The organism is Allorhizobium sp. Av2, from assembly GCF_021462805.2.
In the GTDB taxonomy this organism is placed as follows: domain Bacteria; phylum Pseudomonadota; class Alphaproteobacteria; order Rhizobiales; family Rhizobiaceae; genus Allorhizobium; species Allorhizobium vitis_G.
The window spans coordinates 1,177,457-1,195,257 of record NZ_CP192696.1; the positions used below are offsets into that span (position 1 = coordinate 1,177,457).

Annotated in this window: 30 protein-coding genes; 29 read left to right on the plus strand and 1 reads right to left on the minus strand. The window is 55.8% G+C overall.

Features of this window, described 5'->3' with window-relative positions; genetic code table 11:
- The first annotated feature begins 45 nt into the window (after positions 1–45).
- From rpsJ to FS819_RS05745, 28 genes are all read left to right on the plus strand, one after another.
- Positions 46–354, plus strand: a complete 309-nt coding sequence (rpsJ, locus tag FS819_RS05610; protein WP_006728688.1) for a 30S ribosomal protein S10 — start codon at positions 46–48, stop codon at positions 352–354.
- 171 nt (positions 355–525) lie between these two features.
- A complete protein-coding gene (gene rplC / locus FS819_RS05615) occupies positions 526–1,167 on the plus strand; it encodes a 50S ribosomal protein L3 (protein ID WP_070167171.1) in 642 nt (213 codons plus the stop codon).
- A 12-nt stretch (positions 1,168–1,179) separates the two neighbouring features.
- On the plus strand, positions 1,180–1,800 hold the full coding sequence (rplD, locus tag FS819_RS05620) for a 50S ribosomal protein L4 (protein ID WP_156550677.1): 621 nt from the start codon (positions 1,180–1,182) through the stop codon (positions 1,798–1,800).
- Positions 1,797–2,090, plus strand: coding sequence for a 50S ribosomal protein L23 (locus tag FS819_RS05625; protein ID WP_015915740.1), 294 nt, complete (start codon positions 1,797–1,799; stop codon positions 2,088–2,090). Before rplD ends, FS819_RS05625 begins: the two co-directional genes overlap by 4 nt.
- An 11-nt stretch (positions 2,091–2,101) precedes the next feature.
- The gene (gene rplB, locus FS819_RS05630; RefSeq protein WP_015915741.1) at positions 2,102–2,938 is read left to right on the plus strand and encodes a 50S ribosomal protein L2; all 837 of its coding nucleotides are present in this window, start codon (positions 2,102–2,104) and stop codon (positions 2,936–2,938) included.
- Between the two features lie 15 nt (positions 2,939–2,953).
- Positions 2,954–3,232, plus strand: a complete 279-nt coding sequence (gene rpsS, locus FS819_RS05635; protein ID WP_015915742.1) for a 30S ribosomal protein S19 — start codon at positions 2,954–2,956, stop codon at positions 3,230–3,232.
- A 2-nt stretch (positions 3,233–3,234) separates the two neighbouring features.
- Positions 3,235–3,624 (plus strand): 50S ribosomal protein L22, encoded by a 390-nt coding sequence (rplV, locus tag FS819_RS05640; protein WP_015915743.1) that lies wholly within the window; start codon positions 3,235–3,237, stop codon positions 3,622–3,624.
- A complete protein-coding gene (gene rpsC, locus FS819_RS05645) occupies positions 3,624–4,337 on the plus strand; it encodes a 30S ribosomal protein S3 (RefSeq protein ID WP_156540492.1) in 714 nt (237 codons plus the stop codon). The genes rplV and rpsC overlap by 1 nt, the downstream gene beginning before the upstream one ends.
- Positions 4,338–4,374: 37 nt before the next feature.
- A complete protein-coding gene (gene rplP / locus FS819_RS05650) occupies positions 4,375–4,788 on the plus strand; it encodes a 50S ribosomal protein L16 (RefSeq protein WP_015915745.1) in 414 nt (137 codons plus the stop codon).
- A gap of 10 nt (positions 4,789–4,798) precedes the next feature.
- Positions 4,799–4,999, plus strand: coding sequence for a 50S ribosomal protein L29 (gene rpmC / locus FS819_RS05655; RefSeq protein ID WP_015915746.1), 201 nt, complete (start codon positions 4,799–4,801; stop codon positions 4,997–4,999).
- Positions 5,000–5,014: 15 nt separating this feature from the next.
- Complete coding sequence (rpsQ, locus tag FS819_RS05660; protein ID WP_015915747.1) at positions 5,015–5,251, plus strand: 30S ribosomal protein S17; 237 nt, start codon at positions 5,015–5,017, stop codon at positions 5,249–5,251.
- 233 nt (positions 5,252–5,484) lie between these two features.
- A complete protein-coding gene (gene rplN / locus FS819_RS05665; RefSeq protein WP_015915748.1) occupies positions 5,485–5,853 on the plus strand; it encodes a 50S ribosomal protein L14 in 369 nt (122 codons plus the stop codon).
- Positions 5,854–5,868: 15 nt separating this feature from the next.
- Positions 5,869–6,177 (plus strand): 50S ribosomal protein L24, encoded by a 309-nt coding sequence (gene rplX, locus FS819_RS05670; protein ID WP_015915749.1) that lies wholly within the window; start codon positions 5,869–5,871, stop codon positions 6,175–6,177.
- Entirely contained in the window at positions 6,170–6,727 is a 558-nt protein-coding gene (gene rplE / locus FS819_RS05675; protein ID WP_156550676.1) for a 50S ribosomal protein L5, read from the plus strand. The genes rplX and rplE overlap by 8 nt, the downstream gene beginning before the upstream one ends.
- A gap of 33 nt (positions 6,728–6,760) precedes the next feature.
- On the plus strand, positions 6,761–7,066 hold the full coding sequence (gene rpsN, locus FS819_RS05680; RefSeq protein ID WP_060715702.1) for a 30S ribosomal protein S14: 306 nt from the start codon (positions 6,761–6,763) through the stop codon (positions 7,064–7,066).
- Positions 7,067–7,078: 12 nt separating this feature from the next.
- On the plus strand, positions 7,079–7,477 hold the full coding sequence (gene rpsH, locus FS819_RS05685; RefSeq protein WP_015915752.1) for a 30S ribosomal protein S8: 399 nt from the start codon (positions 7,079–7,081) through the stop codon (positions 7,475–7,477).
- Positions 7,478–7,519: 42 nt separating this feature from the next.
- Positions 7,520–8,053, plus strand: a complete 534-nt coding sequence (rplF, locus tag FS819_RS05690; RefSeq protein ID WP_015915753.1) for a 50S ribosomal protein L6 — start codon at positions 7,520–7,522, stop codon at positions 8,051–8,053.
- A 12-nt stretch (positions 8,054–8,065) separates the two neighbouring features.
- Complete coding sequence (rplR, locus tag FS819_RS05695; RefSeq protein ID WP_015915754.1) at positions 8,066–8,428, plus strand: 50S ribosomal protein L18; 363 nt, start codon at positions 8,066–8,068, stop codon at positions 8,426–8,428.
- Between the two features lie 145 nt (positions 8,429–8,573).
- The gene (gene rpsE / locus FS819_RS05700) at positions 8,574–9,143 is read left to right on the plus strand and encodes a 30S ribosomal protein S5 (protein ID WP_015915755.1); all 570 of its coding nucleotides are present in this window, start codon (positions 8,574–8,576) and stop codon (positions 9,141–9,143) included.
- An 11-nt stretch (positions 9,144–9,154) separates the two neighbouring features.
- Positions 9,155–9,358 (plus strand): 50S ribosomal protein L30, encoded by a 204-nt coding sequence (rpmD, locus tag FS819_RS05705; RefSeq protein ID WP_015915756.1) that lies wholly within the window; start codon positions 9,155–9,157, stop codon positions 9,356–9,358.
- Positions 9,359–9,374: 16 nt separating this feature from the next.
- Positions 9,375–9,854, plus strand: coding sequence for a 50S ribosomal protein L15 (gene rplO, locus FS819_RS05710; protein WP_070150346.1), 480 nt, complete (start codon positions 9,375–9,377; stop codon positions 9,852–9,854).
- Positions 9,855–10,194: 340 nt separating this feature from the next.
- A complete protein-coding gene (gene secY / locus FS819_RS05715) occupies positions 10,195–11,535 on the plus strand; it encodes a preprotein translocase subunit SecY (protein ID WP_156550675.1) in 1,341 nt (446 codons plus the stop codon).
- On the plus strand, positions 11,532–12,182 hold the full coding sequence (locus tag FS819_RS05720) for an adenylate kinase (RefSeq protein WP_156550674.1): 651 nt from the start codon (positions 11,532–11,534) through the stop codon (positions 12,180–12,182). Before secY ends, FS819_RS05720 begins: the two co-directional genes overlap by 4 nt.
- A gap of 229 nt (positions 12,183–12,411) precedes the next feature.
- Positions 12,412–12,780, plus strand: a complete 369-nt coding sequence (gene rpsM / locus FS819_RS05725) for a 30S ribosomal protein S13 (protein WP_060715700.1) — start codon at positions 12,412–12,414, stop codon at positions 12,778–12,780.
- A gap of 132 nt (positions 12,781–12,912) precedes the next feature.
- Positions 12,913–13,302, plus strand: a complete 390-nt coding sequence (gene rpsK, locus FS819_RS05730) for a 30S ribosomal protein S11 (RefSeq protein ID WP_015915761.1) — start codon at positions 12,913–12,915, stop codon at positions 13,300–13,302.
- Between the two features lie 99 nt (positions 13,303–13,401).
- Positions 13,402–14,412: a DNA-directed RNA polymerase subunit alpha gene (locus FS819_RS05735; protein ID WP_060715699.1), complete on the plus strand. Its 1,011-nt coding sequence runs from the start codon at positions 13,402–13,404 to the stop codon at positions 14,410–14,412.
- A gap of 119 nt (positions 14,413–14,531) precedes the next feature.
- The gene (rplQ, locus tag FS819_RS05740) at positions 14,532–14,957 is read left to right on the plus strand and encodes a 50S ribosomal protein L17 (RefSeq protein WP_060715698.1); all 426 of its coding nucleotides are present in this window, start codon (positions 14,532–14,534) and stop codon (positions 14,955–14,957) included.
- A gap of 247 nt (positions 14,958–15,204) precedes the next feature.
- Positions 15,205–16,263 (plus strand): purine-nucleoside phosphorylase, encoded by a 1,059-nt coding sequence (locus tag FS819_RS05745; RefSeq protein WP_234624896.1) that lies wholly within the window; start codon positions 15,205–15,207, stop codon positions 16,261–16,263.
- 133 nt (positions 16,264–16,396) lie between these two features.
- Here the strand turns inward: FS819_RS05745 and FS819_RS05750 are convergent, their stop codons facing one another.
- Entirely contained in the window at positions 16,397–17,269 is an 873-nt protein-coding gene (locus FS819_RS05750) for a DUF817 domain-containing protein (protein WP_070167167.1), read from the minus strand.
- Between the two features lie 96 nt (positions 17,270–17,365).
- On the opposite strand from FS819_RS05750, the gene FS819_RS05755 reads away from it, so the two are divergent.
- A complete protein-coding gene (locus tag FS819_RS05755; protein ID WP_409050107.1) occupies positions 17,366–17,776 on the plus strand; it encodes a ribosomal maturation YjgA family protein in 411 nt (136 codons plus the stop codon).
- Positions 17,777–17,801 lie beyond the last annotated feature (25 nt).

The window sequence follows — 17,801 nt, forward strand, 5'->3', positions numbered from 1 at the left end:
TGCGTGAGCGGGGACGTTTAAGAAAAACGAATAAGGACACGTCGAATGAACGGCCAGAATATCCGTATCCGCCTGAAGGCGTTTGATCACCGGGTTCTCGATGCCTCTACGCGGGAGATCGTTTCTACCGCCAAGCGCACCGGTGCAAGCGTCCGCGGCCCGGTTCCGCTTCCGACCCGTATTGAGAAATTCACCGTCAACCGTTCGCCTCACGTCGACAAGAAGAGTCGCGAACAGTTTGAAATGCGTACGCATAAGCGTCTGCTGGACATCGTTGATCCGACTCCGCAGACCGTCGACGCTTTGATGAAGCTCGATCTGGCTGCCGGCGTAGACGTCGAAATCAAGCTTTAAAAACCAATTCCGGCGAGAGCCGAAATAACAAGGAAGGTACGTGGCAAGACCTGCCAACGACTTCTCGAAACGGGAAACCTGAAAGTCTGGAAGGACTGGAATGGAATCCTTAAACAAAGAGGCGGGCAAGGGCCGTGAGGCGCTTGTTTTACTCTCAAGAGGAATGAACCGATGCGTTCAGGTGTGATTGCACAGAAAGTGGGAATGACCCGGGTCTATAATGACGCCGGCGAGCATGTCCCGGTAACAGTACTACGCTTGGATAACTGCCAGGTCCTGGCTCAGCGGACTGTCGATAAGCACGGCTACACTGCCGTTCAGCTCGGCGCCGGTCAGGCCAAGGTCAAGAATACATCCAAGGCAATGCGCGGCAATTTTGCCGCTGCAAACGTCGAGCCGAAGGCCAAGCTCGTCGAATTTCGCGTTTCCGAAGACAACCTCATCGAGATCGGTGCTGAATTGAAGGCTGGTCACTTTGCTGCTGGTCAGCTGGTTGACGTTACCGGCACCACGATCGGCAAGGGTTTTGCCGGTGCCATGAAGCGCCACAATTTCGGTGGTCTTCGTGCAACCCACGGCGTGTCCGTCTCGCACCGCTCGCACGGTTCGACTGGTTCCAACCAGGATCCGGGCAAGGTCTGGAAGGGCAAGCGTATGGCCGGTCACATGGGTCAAACCCGCGTTACCACCCAGAATCTGGAAGTCGTTTCGACCGATGAAGATCGTGGCCTTATCCTGGTGAAGGGCGCTGTGCCCGGTTCCAAGGGTTCCTGGATCATCGTGCGCGACGCCGTCAAGTCGGCAGCGAAGTAAGGGAGCCAAACCATGGAACTCAACGTCAAAACCCTCGAGGGGACGGATGCCGGTACGGTTTCCCTGTCCGACGCCATTTTCGGCCTCGAACCCCGTCAAGATATCATTGCTCGCATGGTTCGTTGGCAGCTTGCCAGGAAGCAGCAGGGCACACACAAGACCAAGACCCGTGCCGAAGTATCGCGCACCGGTGCCAAGATGTACAAGCAAAAGGGTACGGGCCGCGCTCGTCACCATTCCGCTCGTGCTCCGCAGTTCCGCGGCGGCGGCAAGGCCCACGGCCCGGTCGTTCGCAGCCACGAGCATGATCTTCCCAAGAAGGTTCGCGCTCTCGCCCTGCGTCACGCTCTGTCTGCCAAGTTCAAGGCTGACGAACTGATCATCGTCGATCAGCTGGTTGCTGCCGATGCCAAGACCAAGGCCGCCGTTGGCGTGTTCGAGGCTCTCGGGCTGAAGAACGCATTGGTGATTGGCGGCGTCGAACTCGACGTCAATTTCAAGCTCGCTGCCGCGAACATCCCGAATATCGATGTTCTGCCGGTTCAGGGCATCAACGTTTATGACATTCTGCGTCGCGGTAAGCTCGTGCTTTCCAAGGCTGCGGTTGAAGCTCTGGAGGAGCGGTTCAAATGACTGATCTTCGCCACTACGACGTGATCGTATCTCCATCGATCACTGAAAAGTCCACGCTGGTTTCCGATTTCAACCAGGTGGTCTTCAACGTCGCCCGGACTGCTTCCAAGCCTGAAATCAAGGCTGCCGTCGAAGCACTGTTCGGTGTCAAGGTTACAGCTGTGAATACGCTGCTCCGCAAGGGCAAGACTAAGCGTTTCCGCGGCTTCGCCGGTAAGCAGAAGGATGTGAAGAAGGCGATCGTTACGCTCGCCGAGGGTCAGTCCATCGACGTCTCCACCGGTCTCTGAGGAACAGAAAAATGGCATTGAAAAATTTCAATCCGACAACCCCGAGCCAGCGTCAGCTGGTCATCGTTGACCGGTCGGGCCTCTACAAGGGCAAGCCTGTCAAGTCGCTGACCGAGGGTCTGTCTTCGAAGGGCGGTCGCAACAATCTCGGTCGCATCACAGTTCGCTTTCAGGGCGGCGGTCACAAGCGCACCTATCGTCTGGTGGACTTCAAGCGTCGTAAGTTTGACGTAGAAGGCACTGTCGAGCGTCTGGAATACGACCCCAACCGTACAGCGTTTATTGCGCTGATCACCTATGCCGATGGCGAGCAGGCCTATATCCTGGCTCCGCAGCGTTTGGCAGCCGGTGACAAGGTGATCGCATCGGATAAGGCTGTTGACGTCAAGCCCGGCAACGCTATGCCGCTGCAATACGTCCCAGTCGGCTCCATCGTGCATAATGTCGAGCTGAAGCCCGGCAAGGGCGGTCAGGTTGCCCGTTCCGCTGGTGCCTATGTTCAGCTGGTCGGTCGCGATGCCGGCATGGCTATCCTGCGTCTCAGCTCGGGCGAACAGCGCCTGGTGCATGGCACTTGCCTTGCAACGGTCGGCGCCGTGTCGAACTCCGACCACGGCAACATCAATGACGGCAAGGCTGGTCGTTCGCGTTGGCGTGGCAAGCGCCCGCACGTTCGCGGCGTCGTCATGAACCCAGTCGACCACCCGCACGGCGGTGGTGAAGGCCGCACCTCCGGTGGCCGTCATCCGGTTTCCCCTTGGGGTAAGCCGACCAAGGGCAAGCGTACGCGGTCGAACAAGTCCACGGACAAGTTCATCATGCGTTCCCGCCACCAGAAGAAGAAGTAAGAGAGGTAGTCAGAGATGGCTCGTTCAGTATGGAAAGGCCCCTTCGTTGACGGCTACCTTCTTAAGAAGGCTGAAAAAGTTCGCGAGAGCGGTCGTAGCGAAGTGATCAAGATGTGGACCCGTCGGTCGACGATCTTGCCCCAGTTTGTCGGTTTGACGTTTGGCGTCTATAACGGCAGCAAGCATATCCCGGTCAGCGTCAACGAAGACATGGTTGGCCATAAATTCGGTGAATTCGCTCCGACCCGGACCTATTACGGTCACGGTGCGGACAAGAAAGCGAAGAGGAAGTAACGATGGGCAAGGCAAAAGCCGAACGCCGGCTGAAGGATAACGAGGCGCAGGCCGTTGCGCGCACGCTCCGCGTCAGCCCTCAGAAGCTCAACCTAGTTGCAGCTTTGATCCGTGGCAAGAAGGTCGACCGCGCTCTGGCCGACCTGACATTCTCGCGCAAGCGCATTGCAGATACAGTGAAGAAGACACTGGAATCGGCTATTGCAAACGCCGAGAACAACCACGACCTCGACGTCGATCAGCTGATCGTCGCCGAAGCCTATGTTGGTAAATCGATCACCATGAAGCGTTTCCACGCTCGTGGCCGTGGCCGCGCATCGCGCATTGAAAAGCCATTCTCGCATCTGACGATTGTTGTGCGCGAAGTCGAAGCCAAAGGGGAGGCCGCATAATGGGTCAGAAAATCAATCCAATCGGTTTCCGCCTGGGCATTAACAGGACTTGGGATAGCCGTTGGTTCGCCGACAACGCCGAATATGGCAAGCTTCTTCATGAAGACCTGAAGATCCGGGCCTATTTGATGGAAGAGCTGAAGCAGGCCGGTATCGCCAAGGTGGTTATCGAGCGTCCGCACAAGAAGTGCCGCGTCACGATCCACTCGGCTCGTCCGGGTCTGATCATCGGCAAGAAGGGTGCAGACATCGAAAAGCTTCGCAAGAAGCTTTCCGAAATGACCAATTCCGAAACGCACCTCAACATTGTTGAAGTGCGCAAGCCGGAAGTCGATGCTACGCTGGTCGCTCAGTCGATCGCCCAGCAGCTCGAGCGCCGTATCGCGTTCCGTCGTGCCATGAAGCGCGCCGTACAGTCCGCCATGCGTCTGGGTGCCGAAGGCATCAAGATCACCTGCGCTGGCCGTCTCGGTGGTGCCGAAATCGCTCGTACGGAATGGTACCGCGAAGGTCGCGTGCCGCTTCATACGCTGCGTGCCGATATCGATTACGGTGTAGCGGAAGCTACGACCGCTTATGGTATTTGCGGCATCAAGGTCTGGATCTTCAAGGGCGAAATCCTTGAGCACGATCCAATGGCCTCCGAGCGCCGGGCGCTGGAAAGCGACGCCCAAGGCGGCAACAACAACAACCGTCGTCGCGAGAACGCCTGATTAGGCGCGCCCGGAGAAAAGTTCGGAGAATAGATAAATGTTGCAGCCAAAGCGTACCAAGTACCGCAAGCAGTTCAAGGGACGCATCAAGGGCGTTGCCAAGGGCGGTTTCGACCTGGCGTTCGGTGAATTCGGCCTGAAGGCTCTTGAGCCCAACCGCGTCAATGCACGCGAGATCGAAGCGGCTCGCCGCGCGATCACGCGCTATATGAAGCGCGCAGGTCGCGTGTGGATCCGGGTATTCCCCGATGTGCCGGTCACGGCAAAGCCTACCGAAGTCCGTATGGGTAAGGGTAAGGGCTCTGTCGAATACTGGGCATGCAAGGTCAAGCCCGGCCGTATGATGTTCGAGATCGACGGTGTGTCCGAGGAAATCGCCCGTGAGGCGCTGCGTCTCGGCTCGGCCAAGCTCTCGGTGAAAACGCGCTTCGTACAGCGCATTGCAGAGTAAGGATCAAGCCATGAAAGCCGCAGACGCACGCGCCATGAGCGCTGATCAGTTGAAGGATGAGTTGGGCAACCTGAAGAAGGAGCAGTTCAACCTGCGCTTCCAGAAGGCAACTGGCCAGCTTGAAAAGTCCTCGCGCATCAACGAGGTCCGTAAGGATATCGCCCGCGTGAAAACCATTGCCCGCCAGAAGGCGGCAGAAGCCAAGGCCTAAAGGACCAGAAGAACAATGCCGAAACGCATTCTGCAGGGCGTCGTGGTCAGCGACAAGAACGAGAAGACCGTTGTAGTTCGGGTTGAGCGTCGATTCGCTCACCCGCTGCTTCAGAAGACCGTTCGTCGCTCGAAGAAATACAAGGCTCACGACGAGAGCAATCAGTATAAGATTGGTGACGTGGTTTCCATCGAGGAATGCGCACCGATTTCCAAGGATAAGTGCTGGACGGTCGTTTCCGCCCAGGCTTAATTTGCAGAGAAATGGGGGAGGCCACTTGCGCCTTTCCCAAAAATCTGTAGAAGCACCGCAACGGCGCAAGAACGCTCCATCGAGAGCGTTCTTTTGCTTTGAGCGCAGGGAAGGTCCTTTTTAAGGAAACCACCTTGGCAAGATCCTCCTCCGCTCGAAAAGACATAAAGATCCATAAGCCGGAATAGGGGGCATCGCCCAACCGTTCCGGTATAACGAGAAGGCGACCTGACATGATTCAGATGCAGACTAACCTCGACGTTGCCGATAATTCCGGCGCGCGTCGTGTCATGTGCATCAAAGTGCTGGGCGGTTCTAAGCGCAAATACGCTTCGGTCGGCGACATTATCGTCGTTTCGATCAAGGAAGCTATTCCGCGCGGCCGCGTGAAAAAGGGTGATGTGATGAAGGCCGTGGTGGTTCGTACCGCCAAGGACATCCGTCGCGCCGACGGCAGCGTCATCCGCTTCGATAACAACGCAGCCGTTCTTATCGACAACAAGAAAGAGCCAATCGGCAGCCGTATCTTCGGACCGGTTCCGCGCGAACTTCGCGCTAAGAACCACATGAAGATCATCTCGCTGGCTCCTGAAGTTCTTTAAGGGGAGCGATTGACGATGCAAAAGATTCGTAAGGGCGACAAAGTCGTCGTACTCACCGGCAAGGACAAGGGTCGTTCTGGTGAAGTCATTCAAGTGATGCCGAAGGAAGACCGTGCGGTCGTTCAGGGGATCAACGTCGTAAAGCGCCACCAGCGCCAGACGCAGACCCAGGAAGCCGGTATCATCAACAAGGAAGCCTCTGTGCACCTTTCCAACCTTGCTATTGCAGACAAGGACGGCAAGCCGACTCGCGTTGGTTTCTCCGTTGTCGATGGCAAGAAGGTTCGCGTTGCCAAGCGTTCGGGGGAAGTGATCGATGGCTGAGATCAAGTATGAGCCACGGCTCAAGGCAGAATATGTAAGCCGCATTCGTCAGGCGCTTCGGGAGCAGTTCTCCTACGCCAACGAAATGCAGATTCCGAAGCTTGACAAGATCGTCATCAACATGGGCGTGGGTGAGGCAACTGCCGATTCCAAGAAGCCCACGGTTGCTGCTGCGGATTTGGCTGCTATTGCTGGTCAGAAGCCTGTCATTACCCGGGCCCGCAACTCGATCGCTGGCTTCAAGGTCCGCGAAGACATGCCGATTGGCGCAAAGGTTACACTGCGCGGCGCTCGCATGTATGAGTTCATGGACCGTCTGATCAACATCGCGCTCCCGCGCGTTCGCGACTTCCGGGGCTTGAACCCGAAGAGCTTTGACGGCCGTGGCAACTTCGCCATGGGCATCAAGGAACACATTGTGTTCCCAGAGATCAACTACGATAAGGTTGATCAGATGTGGGGCATGGACATCATCGTTTGCACGACGGCTCCCACGGATGACGAAGCACGGGCTCTTCTAAAAGAGTTCAACTTCCCCTTCCGTCAATAACCGTAACGACGAGCGTAGAAGAGGAACTTCAATATGGCGAAGACAAGCGCAGTTGAAAAGAACAAGCGCCGCCGCAAGACAGTTGCCCAGCAATCCGGCAAGCGCGCCGAGCTGAAGGCAATCATCATGAACCAGTCCCTGTCGATCGAGGACCGTTTCAAGGCAACCCTGAAGCTGGCAGAAATGCCGCGTGATGGCTCCAAGACCCGCATCCGTAACCGTTGCGAAGTCACCGGTCGTCCGCGTGCATTTTATCGCAAGCTCAAGATGTCGCGTATCGCACTTCGTGAGCTTGGCAATTCCGGCAAGGTGCCGGGTATTGTAAAGTCGAGCTGGTAAGGAGACGGGCAAATGACGATGACTGATCCGTTGGGCGATATGCTCACCCGTATCCGGAATGGTGCTGCCCGCCGCAAGGCTTCGGTGGTTACTCCGGCTTCCAAGCTGCGTGCGCGCGTTCTGGATGTTCTTCAGGCTGAAGGCTACATTCGTGGCTATTCTGAAATCGACCATGGTAACGGCAAGGCCGAGATCACGATCGAACTGAAATATTATGAAGGCGCGTCGGTGATCCGTGAGATCGGCCGCGTGTCCAAGCCGGGCCGCCGAGTCTATGTCTCGGTTAAGTCCATTCCGCAGGTCGCGAACGGCCTCGGCATTACCATCCTTTCGACTCCGAAGGGCGTAATGGCCGATCACCAGGCTCGCGAACAGAATGTTGGTGGCGAGGTTCTCTGCTCTGTCTTCTAAGACAGCGCAGAGATCTCCCTAGCGAACAGACAGGATAATCACATGTCTCGTATCGGTAAAAAGCCCGTTCAGGTTCCTGCAGGGATCACGGCCTCGGTTGATGGCCAGAAAGTAACTGCCAAGGGCCCGAAGGGCGAACTCTTCTTCGTCGCAAATGACGAAATCTCGGTTGCGCTTGAAGACAACGCAATTGTCGTCAAGCCAGTCAATGACTCCAAGGATGCGCGTTCAAAGTGGGGCATGTCCCGCACGATGATCGAAAACATCCTGAAGGGTGTCAAGGACGGCTACGAGCGCAAGCTCGAAATCAACGGCGTTGGTTACCGCGCATCTTTGCAGGGCAAGAACCTGCAGCTGGCGCTCGGTTTCAGCCACGACGTTGTGTATGAGCCGCCGCAGGGCATCACTATCGCCGTTCCGAAGCCGACGGAAATCGTGGTTTCCGGGATCAACAAGCAGCAGGTCGGTCAGGTCGCTGCCGAGATCCGCGAATATCGCGGCCCCGAGCCCTACAAGGGCAAGGGCGTCAAGTATGCCGAAGAGCGGATCGTCCGCAAAGAAGGCAAGAAGAAGTAAGGAACGCGCGAAATGGCAAGCAGAAAAGAAGCACTTGTACGTCGTGCCAACCGCGTACGGCGTCAGATCAAGGCGGTGGCCAATGGCCGTCCGCGTCTGTCGGTACATCGCTCTTCGAAGAACATCTACGTCCAGGTTATCGACGACGTGGCCGGCCGCACGCTGGCTGCTGCATCGACCCTCGACGGCAGCCTGCGCTCTTCGCTGAAGACCGGCGCCGACACAGCAGCAGCTGCTGCTGTTGGCAAGCTGGTCGCCGAGCGTGCTGTTGCCGCCGGTGTGAAGGAAGTCGTGTTCGATCGCGGCGCCTTCATCTATCATGGCCGCATCAAGGCACTGGCAGAAGCCGCCCGCGAAGGCGGTCTGTCCTTCTAAGGAATAGCCGCCCGGATGCGCTGGTATCCGGGCGGTTTCGCGGCTTTGCCGCATATGCCGGAGAAGCCCAACCCTAAAAGGGGAGGGCCGAATTCAAGATTGTAATCTGCCGATTGCACCCGGAAAAGAAAAAAGGAAAAGGACAATGGCACAAGAAAAGCGTGGTTCGCGGGACGACCGTCAGAACCGTGAAGAGCGCGATAGCGAATTTGTCGACAAGCTGGTCGCCATCAATCGCGTCGCCAAGGTCGTCAAGGGCGGCCGTCGTTTTGGTTTCGCTGCTCTCGTCGTCGTCGGCGACCAGAAGGGTCGCGTTGGCTTCGGTCATGGCAAGGCACGTGAAGTGCCGGAAGCCATCCGCAAGGCAACCGAATCCGCCAAGCGCGACCTGATTTTCGTACCGCTGCGTGATGGCCGTACGCTGCATCATGACGTTCATGGCCGTCACGGCGCTGGCAAGGTGCTGCTGCGGTCTGCCAAGGCTGGTACTGGTATCATCGCTGGTGGCCCGATGCGCGCCGTCTTCGAAACGCTCGGCATGCATGACGTTGTTGCCAAGTCGACCGGTTCGTCGAACCCTTACAACATGGTTCGTGCAACGTTCGACGCGCTGAAGCACCAGGTTCATCCGAAGGACGTCGCTGCACAGCGTGGCCTGAAGTATGCGACCTTGCAGGCTCGTCGTGCCGCGTCCGGCAACGGTTCTGAAGAATAAGGAGCTGGACAATGGCCAAGAACACTGAAGCCCAGAAGACGATCACGGTCGAGCAGATCGGTTCGCCTATTCGCCGCCCGGCTGTACAGCGCCAGACGCTTATCGGCCTGGGTCTCAACAAGATGCATCGGGTCCGCACGTTGGAAGATACGCCTTCGGTTCGTGGCATGATCCGTGCTGTCCAGCATCTCGTTCGCGTCGTCGACGAGAAGTGAGACGGAGGAAACTGTCATGAAACTGAATGAAATCAAAGACAACGAAGGCTCCAGCAAGGACCGTATCCGCGTAGGTCGCGGTATCGGTTCCGGCAAGGGCAAGACCGGTGGCCGTGGCGTCAAGGGTCAGAAGGCTCGTTCCGGCGTTGCCGTCAATGGCTTCGAAGGCGGCCAGATGCCGATCTATCGTCGCCTGCCGAAGCGTGGCTTCAACAACATCTTCGCTTCCGAATTCACGACCGTTTCGCTCGGTCGGATTCAGACGGCGATCGATGCTGGCAAGCTCGACGCTTCCGCCACGATCGATGCAGCAGCTCTCAAGGCTGCTGGTGTGATTCGCCGCCTCAAGGACGGTGTTCGTGTCCTCGGTGACGGTGAATTGACGACGAAGGTAACGATTGAAGTTGCCGGTGCCTCCAAGCCTGCGGTCGAAAAGATCGAAAAGGCAGGTGGCTCGATCAAGCAGCTTTCAGCTGTTGCGGAAAAGTCGGAATAATCGATTAAATTTATCGCCCGGGGTGCTTCACACCGGGCGATTTTTCTACCATATGTGTGCCTCGCGACCCATGGGCGGCCCCTGTGTCGCTTTCTCCCCAAATCATCTTAGTTTGGGGAGAAAGCGACACAGCACTTTTTGAGTGATAAAGCAGTTTTGTTGTGTTTGAAAAAATACACGACGCTTTATGTTCCGTCTTCCGGGAATTTCGGAAACAGAGGGAGAGGCATCTGGTTGCAATGCAATCGCTCCGCCCCCGGTTTTCTGCGAGAGAGAACGAACTTTACCTTCGGCAGGCTGTCCATTATCAAGCCGCCGTATATGGTACGCGGAGAATTTTATGGCTTCTGCAGCGGAACAATTGGCCTCGAACCTGAACTTTTCAACCTTTGCGAAGGCAGAGGATTTGAAAAAGCGCATCTGGTTCACGCTGGCCGCCCTTCTTGTCTATCGTCTAGGTACCCACATTCCGCTGCCTGGCCTCAACCCCGAGGCCTATGCGGCTGCCTTTAAAGGCCAGTCCGGTGGTATTCTCGGGCTGTTCAACATGTTTTCCGGTGGCGCAGTGCAGCGCATGGCGATTTTCGCCCTCGGCATCATGCCCTATATTTCGGCTTCGATTATCGTCCAGCTGATGACATCAGTTGTTCCCTCACTTGAAAACCTCAAGAAAGAAGGGGAGCAGGGCCGAAAGATCATTAATCAATATACCCGCTACGGCACGGTTCTGCTCGGTACGCTGCAAGCCTATGGTATTGCGGTCGGTCTGGAGCACGGCAATGGCTTGGTGACCGATCCTGGCTTGTTCTTCCGGCTGTCGACCGTCGTGACGCTGCTGGGCGGTACGATGTTCCTGATGTGGCTTGGCGAGCAGATCACGTCGCGCGGTATTGGTAACGGTATTTCGCTGATTATCTTCGCGGGTATTGCCGCAGGTCTCCCGACCGCACTTGCCGGTACGTTGGAGCTAGGCCGCACAGGCGCTTTGTCCACAGCCTTGATCCTGACGGTGATCCTGGTGGCAATCGGCGTGATTGCGCTGATCGTGTTCTTTGAACGCGCCCAGCGCCGTTTGCTGATCCAGTATCCGAAGCGCCAGGTCGGCAACCGGATGTTCCAAGGTGATACCTCGCATCTGCCGCTGAAGCTGAACACCTCAGGTGTTATCCCTGCGATCTTTGCATCTTCTCTCTTGCTGTTGCCAGCGACAGCTGCCGGCTTTACCGGTGGCTCAACGCTGCCCGCCTGGGCGACCACCATCATCAGCGCGCTTGGCCATGGTCAACCTGCCTATATGGTGCTCTATGCGCTGCTGATCGGCTTCTTTGCATTCTTCTATACGGCCATCGTTTTCAATCCGAAGGATACCGCCGACAATCTGAAAAAGCATGGCGGCTTCATTCCGGGGATTCGTCCCGGTGATCGCACGGCTGAATATATCGATTATGTGCTGACGCGAATTACGGTTGTTGGCGCCATCTACCTTGTCTTCGTCTGTATCCTTCCCGAAATTTTGGTTTCTCAGACCGGGGTGCCCTTATCCCTTGGTGGTACGTCGCTTTTGATTGTTGTCAGCGTTACCCTGGATACGGTAGCACAGGTACAGGGTCACCTGATTGCTCAGCAATATGAGGGGCTGATCAAGAAATCGAAGTTGCGTGGAGGAAAGAGGGGACGATGAGGTTAATTCTATTGGGGCCTCCGGGTGCGGGTAAAGGCACTCAGGCCCAGAGGATCGTCGACAAGTACGGTATTCCGCAATTGTCGACGGGGGATATGCTGCGGGCCGCTGTGTCGGCTCAGACTGAGGTCGGTAAGCGCGCCAAGGCGGTGATGGATGCCGGGAAACTGGTTTCGGACGATATCGTCATCGCCATCGTTTCCGAGCGGATCGATCAAGATGATTGCAGCAATGGATTCATTCTCGATGGGTTTCCGCGGACCTTGATCCAGGCGGATGCTACGGAAAATATGCTTGCGGTTAAGGGCCTTGAGCTTTCGGCTGTGGTTGAAATCAGGGTCGAAGACGAAATTCTAGCGGATCGAATCGCTGGTCGTTATACCTGTGCCAATTGCGGGACGGGTTATCATGACGAGAATCTCAAGCCGAAGGTGGAGGGGGTCTGCGACAAATGCGGATCGACTCACTTCAAGCGCCGTCCCGATGACAATCGCGATACGGTAAAGACCCGTCTACAGGCCTATTATAAGGAGACTTCTCCCTTGATCGGCTATTACTATGCCAAGGGAAAACTCCATTCTGTCGACGGTATGGCCGAAATCGACCAGGTTACGGCGGAAATCGAGGCTGTGTTGTCCGGTCTCTGACCGGATATCCATGAATTTCTTTAGTGGAACGGTTGCTTTTTGTTACCGATTCCGCTAGATAGCGCGCCAACTCGCTAAAGATCAACGGTCGGCGCGTTCTTCCTACGGAGGAAGACGGGTTCGGTCGTTTTGACTTGTTGAGAACCCAAAAATCAATCGGCGGCCTTGTCACGGCTGTCAAACGACACACCACTTGCCGGATGGCAACTGGAACGCAAGGAGAATAGGCGTGGCACGTATCGCTGGCGTCAACATCCCAACGGCAAAGCGCGTAGTTATCGCGCTGACCTATATTCATGGGATTGGTCCGAAGTTCGCACAGGAAATCATGGAAAAGGTTGGTCTTGCCGCCGACCGCCGCGTTCATCAGCTGACAGATGCTGAAGTTCTGGCTATCCGTGAAACCATCGACCGCGATTACCAGGTCGAAGGTGACCTGCGTCGCGACACCGCAATGAACATCAAGCGATTGATGGATTTGGGCTGCTACCGCGGTCTGCGTCATCGTCGCGGTCTGCCTGTTCGCGGTCAGCGTACCCATACCAATGCTCGTACTCGCAAGGGTCCGGCAAAGGCTATCGCTGGTAAGAAGAAGTAAGTTTCGCTTTATGGCGAGCTTGAGGCTGGCACGTCAGTGCCGGCCTTGTTGCAGTTTTGGAGAGGGCGCTTTGTCCTTTCCGGTGGAGCCGCTGGTGTTACGGCGGTGTCGAGATCAATGAAAGGGAATTGAATGGCCAAGGAAGCCACACGCGTTCGCCGTAGAGAACGCAAAAATATTTCGTCGGGTGTCGCGCACGTCAACTCGACATTCAACAACACGATGATCACCATCACCGACGCGCAGGGCAATGCAATTGCCTGGTCGTCTGCTGGTGCCAAGGGCTTCAAGGGTTCGCGTAAGTCGACCCCGTTTGCCGCTCAGATCGCTGCTGAAGATTGCGCCAAGAAGGCTCAGGAACACGGCATGAAGTCGCTGGAAGTCGAAGTTTGCGGTCCGGGTTCTGGCCGTGAATCGGCTCTGCGCGCTTTGCAGGCTGCGGGCTTCATGATCACCTCGATCCGCGATGTGACCCCGATCCCGCACAATGGCTGCCGTCCTCGCAAGAAGCGCCGCGTCTGATCATTCTTCGTCCGGCCGGGATATGCGCACATGCGGTCCCGGTTCTTCTCATGCTCGGTCGTCACGATTGAATAGTGGCGACGAACGGAAGGTAAACATATGATTCAGAAGAATTGGCAGGAACTGATCAAGCCGAACAAGGTTGAGTTCTCCTCCAGCGGTCGCACCAAGGCCACCCTGGTTGCCGAACCGCTTGAGCGGGGCTTCGGTCTGACGCTCGGCAACGCGCTTCGTCGCGTTTTGTTGTCGTCGCTGCGTGGTGCTGCCGTGACGGCAGTTCAAATCGACGGCGTTCTGCATGAATTCTCGTCGATCCCAGGTGTTCGCGAAGATGTCACCGACATCGTTTTGAACATCAAGGAAATTGCCATCAAGATGGACGGCGACGATGCCAAGCGCATGGTCGTTCGCAAGCAGGGTCCAGGCGTCGTGACCGCTGGTGATATCCAGACGGTTGGCGATATCGAGATCCTCAATCCGAACCACGTCATCTGCACGCTGGATGAGGGTGCGGAAATCCGGATGGAATTCACGGTCAACAACGGCAAGGGCTATGTCCCCGCCGATCGTAACCGCGCAGAAGATGCGCCGATTGGGCTTATCCCGGTCGACAGCCTCTATTCGCCGGTCAAGAAAGTGTCCTACAAGGTGGAAAACACCCGCGAAGGCCAGGTTCTTGACTACGACAAGCTGACCATGACGATCGAGACCGATGGGTCTGTTTCGGGTGAAGATGCGGTGGCTTTTGCTGCCCGTATTCTCCAGGACCAGCTGTCTGTCTTCGTCAACTTCGATGAGCCGCAGCGTGAAGCTGAAGAAGAAGCCGTTACCGAACTGGCTTTCAACCCGGCTCTGTTGAAGAAGGTCGACGAACTCGAGCTTTCGGTTCGTTCGGCCAACTGCCTGAAGAACGACAATATCGTATATATTGGCGATCTGATCCAGAAGACCGAAGCCGAAATGCTGCGCACGCCGAACTTTGGTCGCAAGTCGCTCAACGAGATCAAGGAAGTTTTGGCTTCCATGGGCCTGCATCTGGGTATGGAAGTTCCTGCCTGGCCGCCGGAAAACATCGAAGATCTCGCCAAGCGCTACGAAGACCAATATTAATCTTAGATAAGGCAGGTTGAACTCTGCCTTTCCAGTCAAACTGCGGATCTTGATCCGTATGTGTCAGGAAACGGCAGGGCCGCAACAAGCGCGGGAACCTGCATTGAAGGAGAATAGCCATGCGCCATCAGAAAGCCGGCCGCAAGCTGAACCGTACCGCAAGCCACCGTAAGGCAATGTTTGCCAATATGGCGGCTTCGCTCATCACCCATGAGCAAATTGTTACCACCCTGCCTAAGGCGAAGGAAATTCGCCCGATCGTCGAACGGCTTGTCACACTCGGCAAGCGTGGCGACCTGCACGCTCGTCGTCAGGCCATTTCGCAGATCAAGGATCAGGATGCTGTTCGCAAGCTGTTCGATGCGATTGCTACACGTTACGCCAGCCGTAACGGCGGCTACCTTCGCATCATGAAGGCTGGCTTCCGTCAGGGCGACAACGCTCCTCTGGCCGTTATCGAGTTCGTTGAGCGCGATGTCGACGCCAAGGGTGCAGCTGACAAGGCTCGCGTTGCCGCTGAAGCAGAAACCGCTGAAGCAGCATAAGCCATAAGCGACGTTAAGTCGTTTGTTTCAGGGTCGGATGGGAAACCATCCGGCTCTTTTCCGTTTTCTGGCTCGCTGCTCCAAGTCTTGCCGGGAGAGTTGTGTTCAGGCGTCACGCATTGTTGGTTAATCTGCAGGATCGCCTATGCCTTTGGTCTATGGTTTTGACCTGAAATTCTGTCCGGGCTAAGAAGGTGGTCTCCTCCCTGCAATGCTGCCATTGCCCTTCGACAAAGAGACCTATCCCATGATGCCAAGATTGCCTGCACTCGCTACTGTTTTGATTGTCACGGCGTTGACGGTGGCGTCGAGCGCCATTGTCAGCCATTCCGCGGCGTCGGCTTCCAGCCGGGGAGTGAAAACAATCGCTCCGAAAGTTCTTGTCATCACCATGTTTGGCGAAGAGACCAAGCCGTGGCTGACAGGGCGAAAGCTGACGACAAAAGTTAAAGTACAAGGCCTGTCGAAAGAGTATCCGGAGGTCTCTTGTGATCGTCAGGGCCTCTGCGTGATGACCACGGCAATGGGCTATGCCAATGCGGCGGGCTCGACCATGGCGGTGGCGTTCGACCGTCGGTTCGACTTCCGCAACACCTATGTGTTGATCGCAGGCATTGCCGGCGTCAATCCGAAGGAGGGAACTCTGGGGTCGGCGTTCTGGGCCAGATATGTGGTTGATGGCGGATTGCGGCATGATATCGATGCCCGCCAGATCGACAAGGACTGGCCAGACGGGCAGGTGCCGCTGGGTGCGGCAAGTCCGACCGGCAAGCCGACCTGGGCGGCGGGGACAGAAGTCTACGCGCTGAACGAGGCGCTGGTCCAGAAGGCCATGGCGGTGACCGGGTCCGTCGAACTGATGGACAGCGACGCTGCCAAGACCTATCGCGCCGCCTATGCCGCGCCTGCGGCCAAGGCGGCTCCGTCTGTGAAGATTTGCGACACGGTCTCAGGCGATACCTACTGGCATGGGGTCAAGAACGCTGAAGCCACGGAACGGTTTGCGACCCTGGTCACCGATGGAAAAGCCCATTACTGCACCACCCAGATGGAGGATAATGCGACGCTGACAGCTTTGAAGCGGGCCTCGGAGGCCGGGCGCCTCGATTTCAACCGTATTCTGGTGTTGCGCACAGCGTCCAATTTCGACCGCGAGCCGTTTGGCCGCACCGCTATCGAGTCGCTGACTTCGAAGTCCGGCGGCTTCATGCCATCAGTTACAAATGCTTATCGAGTGGGAAGTCGTTTCGCCGATGTCGTTATCGCGGACTGGAAAACGTGGAAGAAACGCGATGGCGGAAAATAAACCATATCGTATGTATCTTGAGCGCCTTATTCGTTTTTGAGCTCCACAACAAAAATCAAGGCATTGAGGACGCGGTGTGTTGTCGCGCCTTCATGCCCCATCAATAGGCATCGCTATAAGATCGATGCGCTTACTATTGAGGTATGTGTATCCTTGTTTTGATATGTTTCAATTGCGTGACGATCACAAATGACATGATCACCAACAAGGACCACGAACTCCACTTACCAAGATGAACCATGGACCAATAGTTCATCTGGTTCGGATAGCGCCAGATACCAAAAAATGTGCTGATGTTTTCCGCAAGCCATATAAAAAATCCTATAAGGATAAATGCCACAAACAGAGGCATCCATCGGTCTTTGTCATATGGACGGAAAATCACAGTGGTTCGGGCGTAGAGGCCCAGCGCGCAAGCGGCAATATACCAGCGGTAGTCGCCGATATAGTGATGGGTGAAAAAGTTTGCGTATATTGCCACTGCGACTAGCGCCGTCATCCAATACGGTGGGTGATGGCGAACACGCAGGTCGAATAACCTCCAGGCTTGTATGATGTAGGAGCCGACACCCGCGTACATGAAGCCGGAAAATAGAGGAACACCGAATAATTTGCTCAATCCGGGATCAGGATAAGACCAAGATGGAAGTGCGCCGGATGTCTTGAAAACTTCAAGAGCAAAACCAAGTGCATGGAAGAGCGCGATTGCCTTTGCTTCGTCCCAAGTCTCCAGTTTGCCGATCAGCATGATCGCTTGAATGGCAAGAGCGATAAACAAAAGTATATCGTAGCGGGCAACACCGAGAATGCCACCGCGCGGCACGAGGAAAACCGCCAGAAAAAACAGTCCGACAAAAAGACAGGCGCGGGCCTCTTTTATTCCAAAATAGAGAAACTCGACAATAAATCGGCGCAGACCTGAGAGATTGTTGAATGGTCGACTCTGCTCAAGAATGTCATCAAGGCGATGAAGTGAGAACGCTTGGCGTGTGCGGGGATCTGTCATACGATCTTGCCTGCTGCATAATTCACTGGAACTTGTAGGCTTCAAAAATGTGCAATGTTGGAGAGGGACGGTTTTTGAAGAGGATCCAACTTGTCTATTGTAGGGATCGGAGAACATAGCCCACTGCAAAGAAAGCTTATTCTATTGGTGGCGTCGTTAGGCGTGATTATTGCTGGTCTCCTTTTGCGGGTTAAAGGCTATCAGTTTGGTTTGCCGTTCTTTTTCGTCAAGTATGGCGGGTCGATTTTGTGGGGAGCTATGGTCTATGGATTGACCGCTATTGTTTTGGTTGCATTCCGCCGGTCTTTGGTCGCTTCTTTGGCCGTGGCAATTGCTGTCGAATTGTTCAGGTTGATCCATACGCCGGAGCTGGATGCTTTTCGTTTGACTATGGCGGGTGCCTTGCTGCTCGGCCGGATTTTTTCACCGTGGAACATCGTGGCTTATTGTTTGGGCATTGTCATTGCTAGCGTGCTGGACCGGCTTGCATTCTCACCTAAGAAGTGAGTGTCCAAAGGTTGATGGTGTTGCC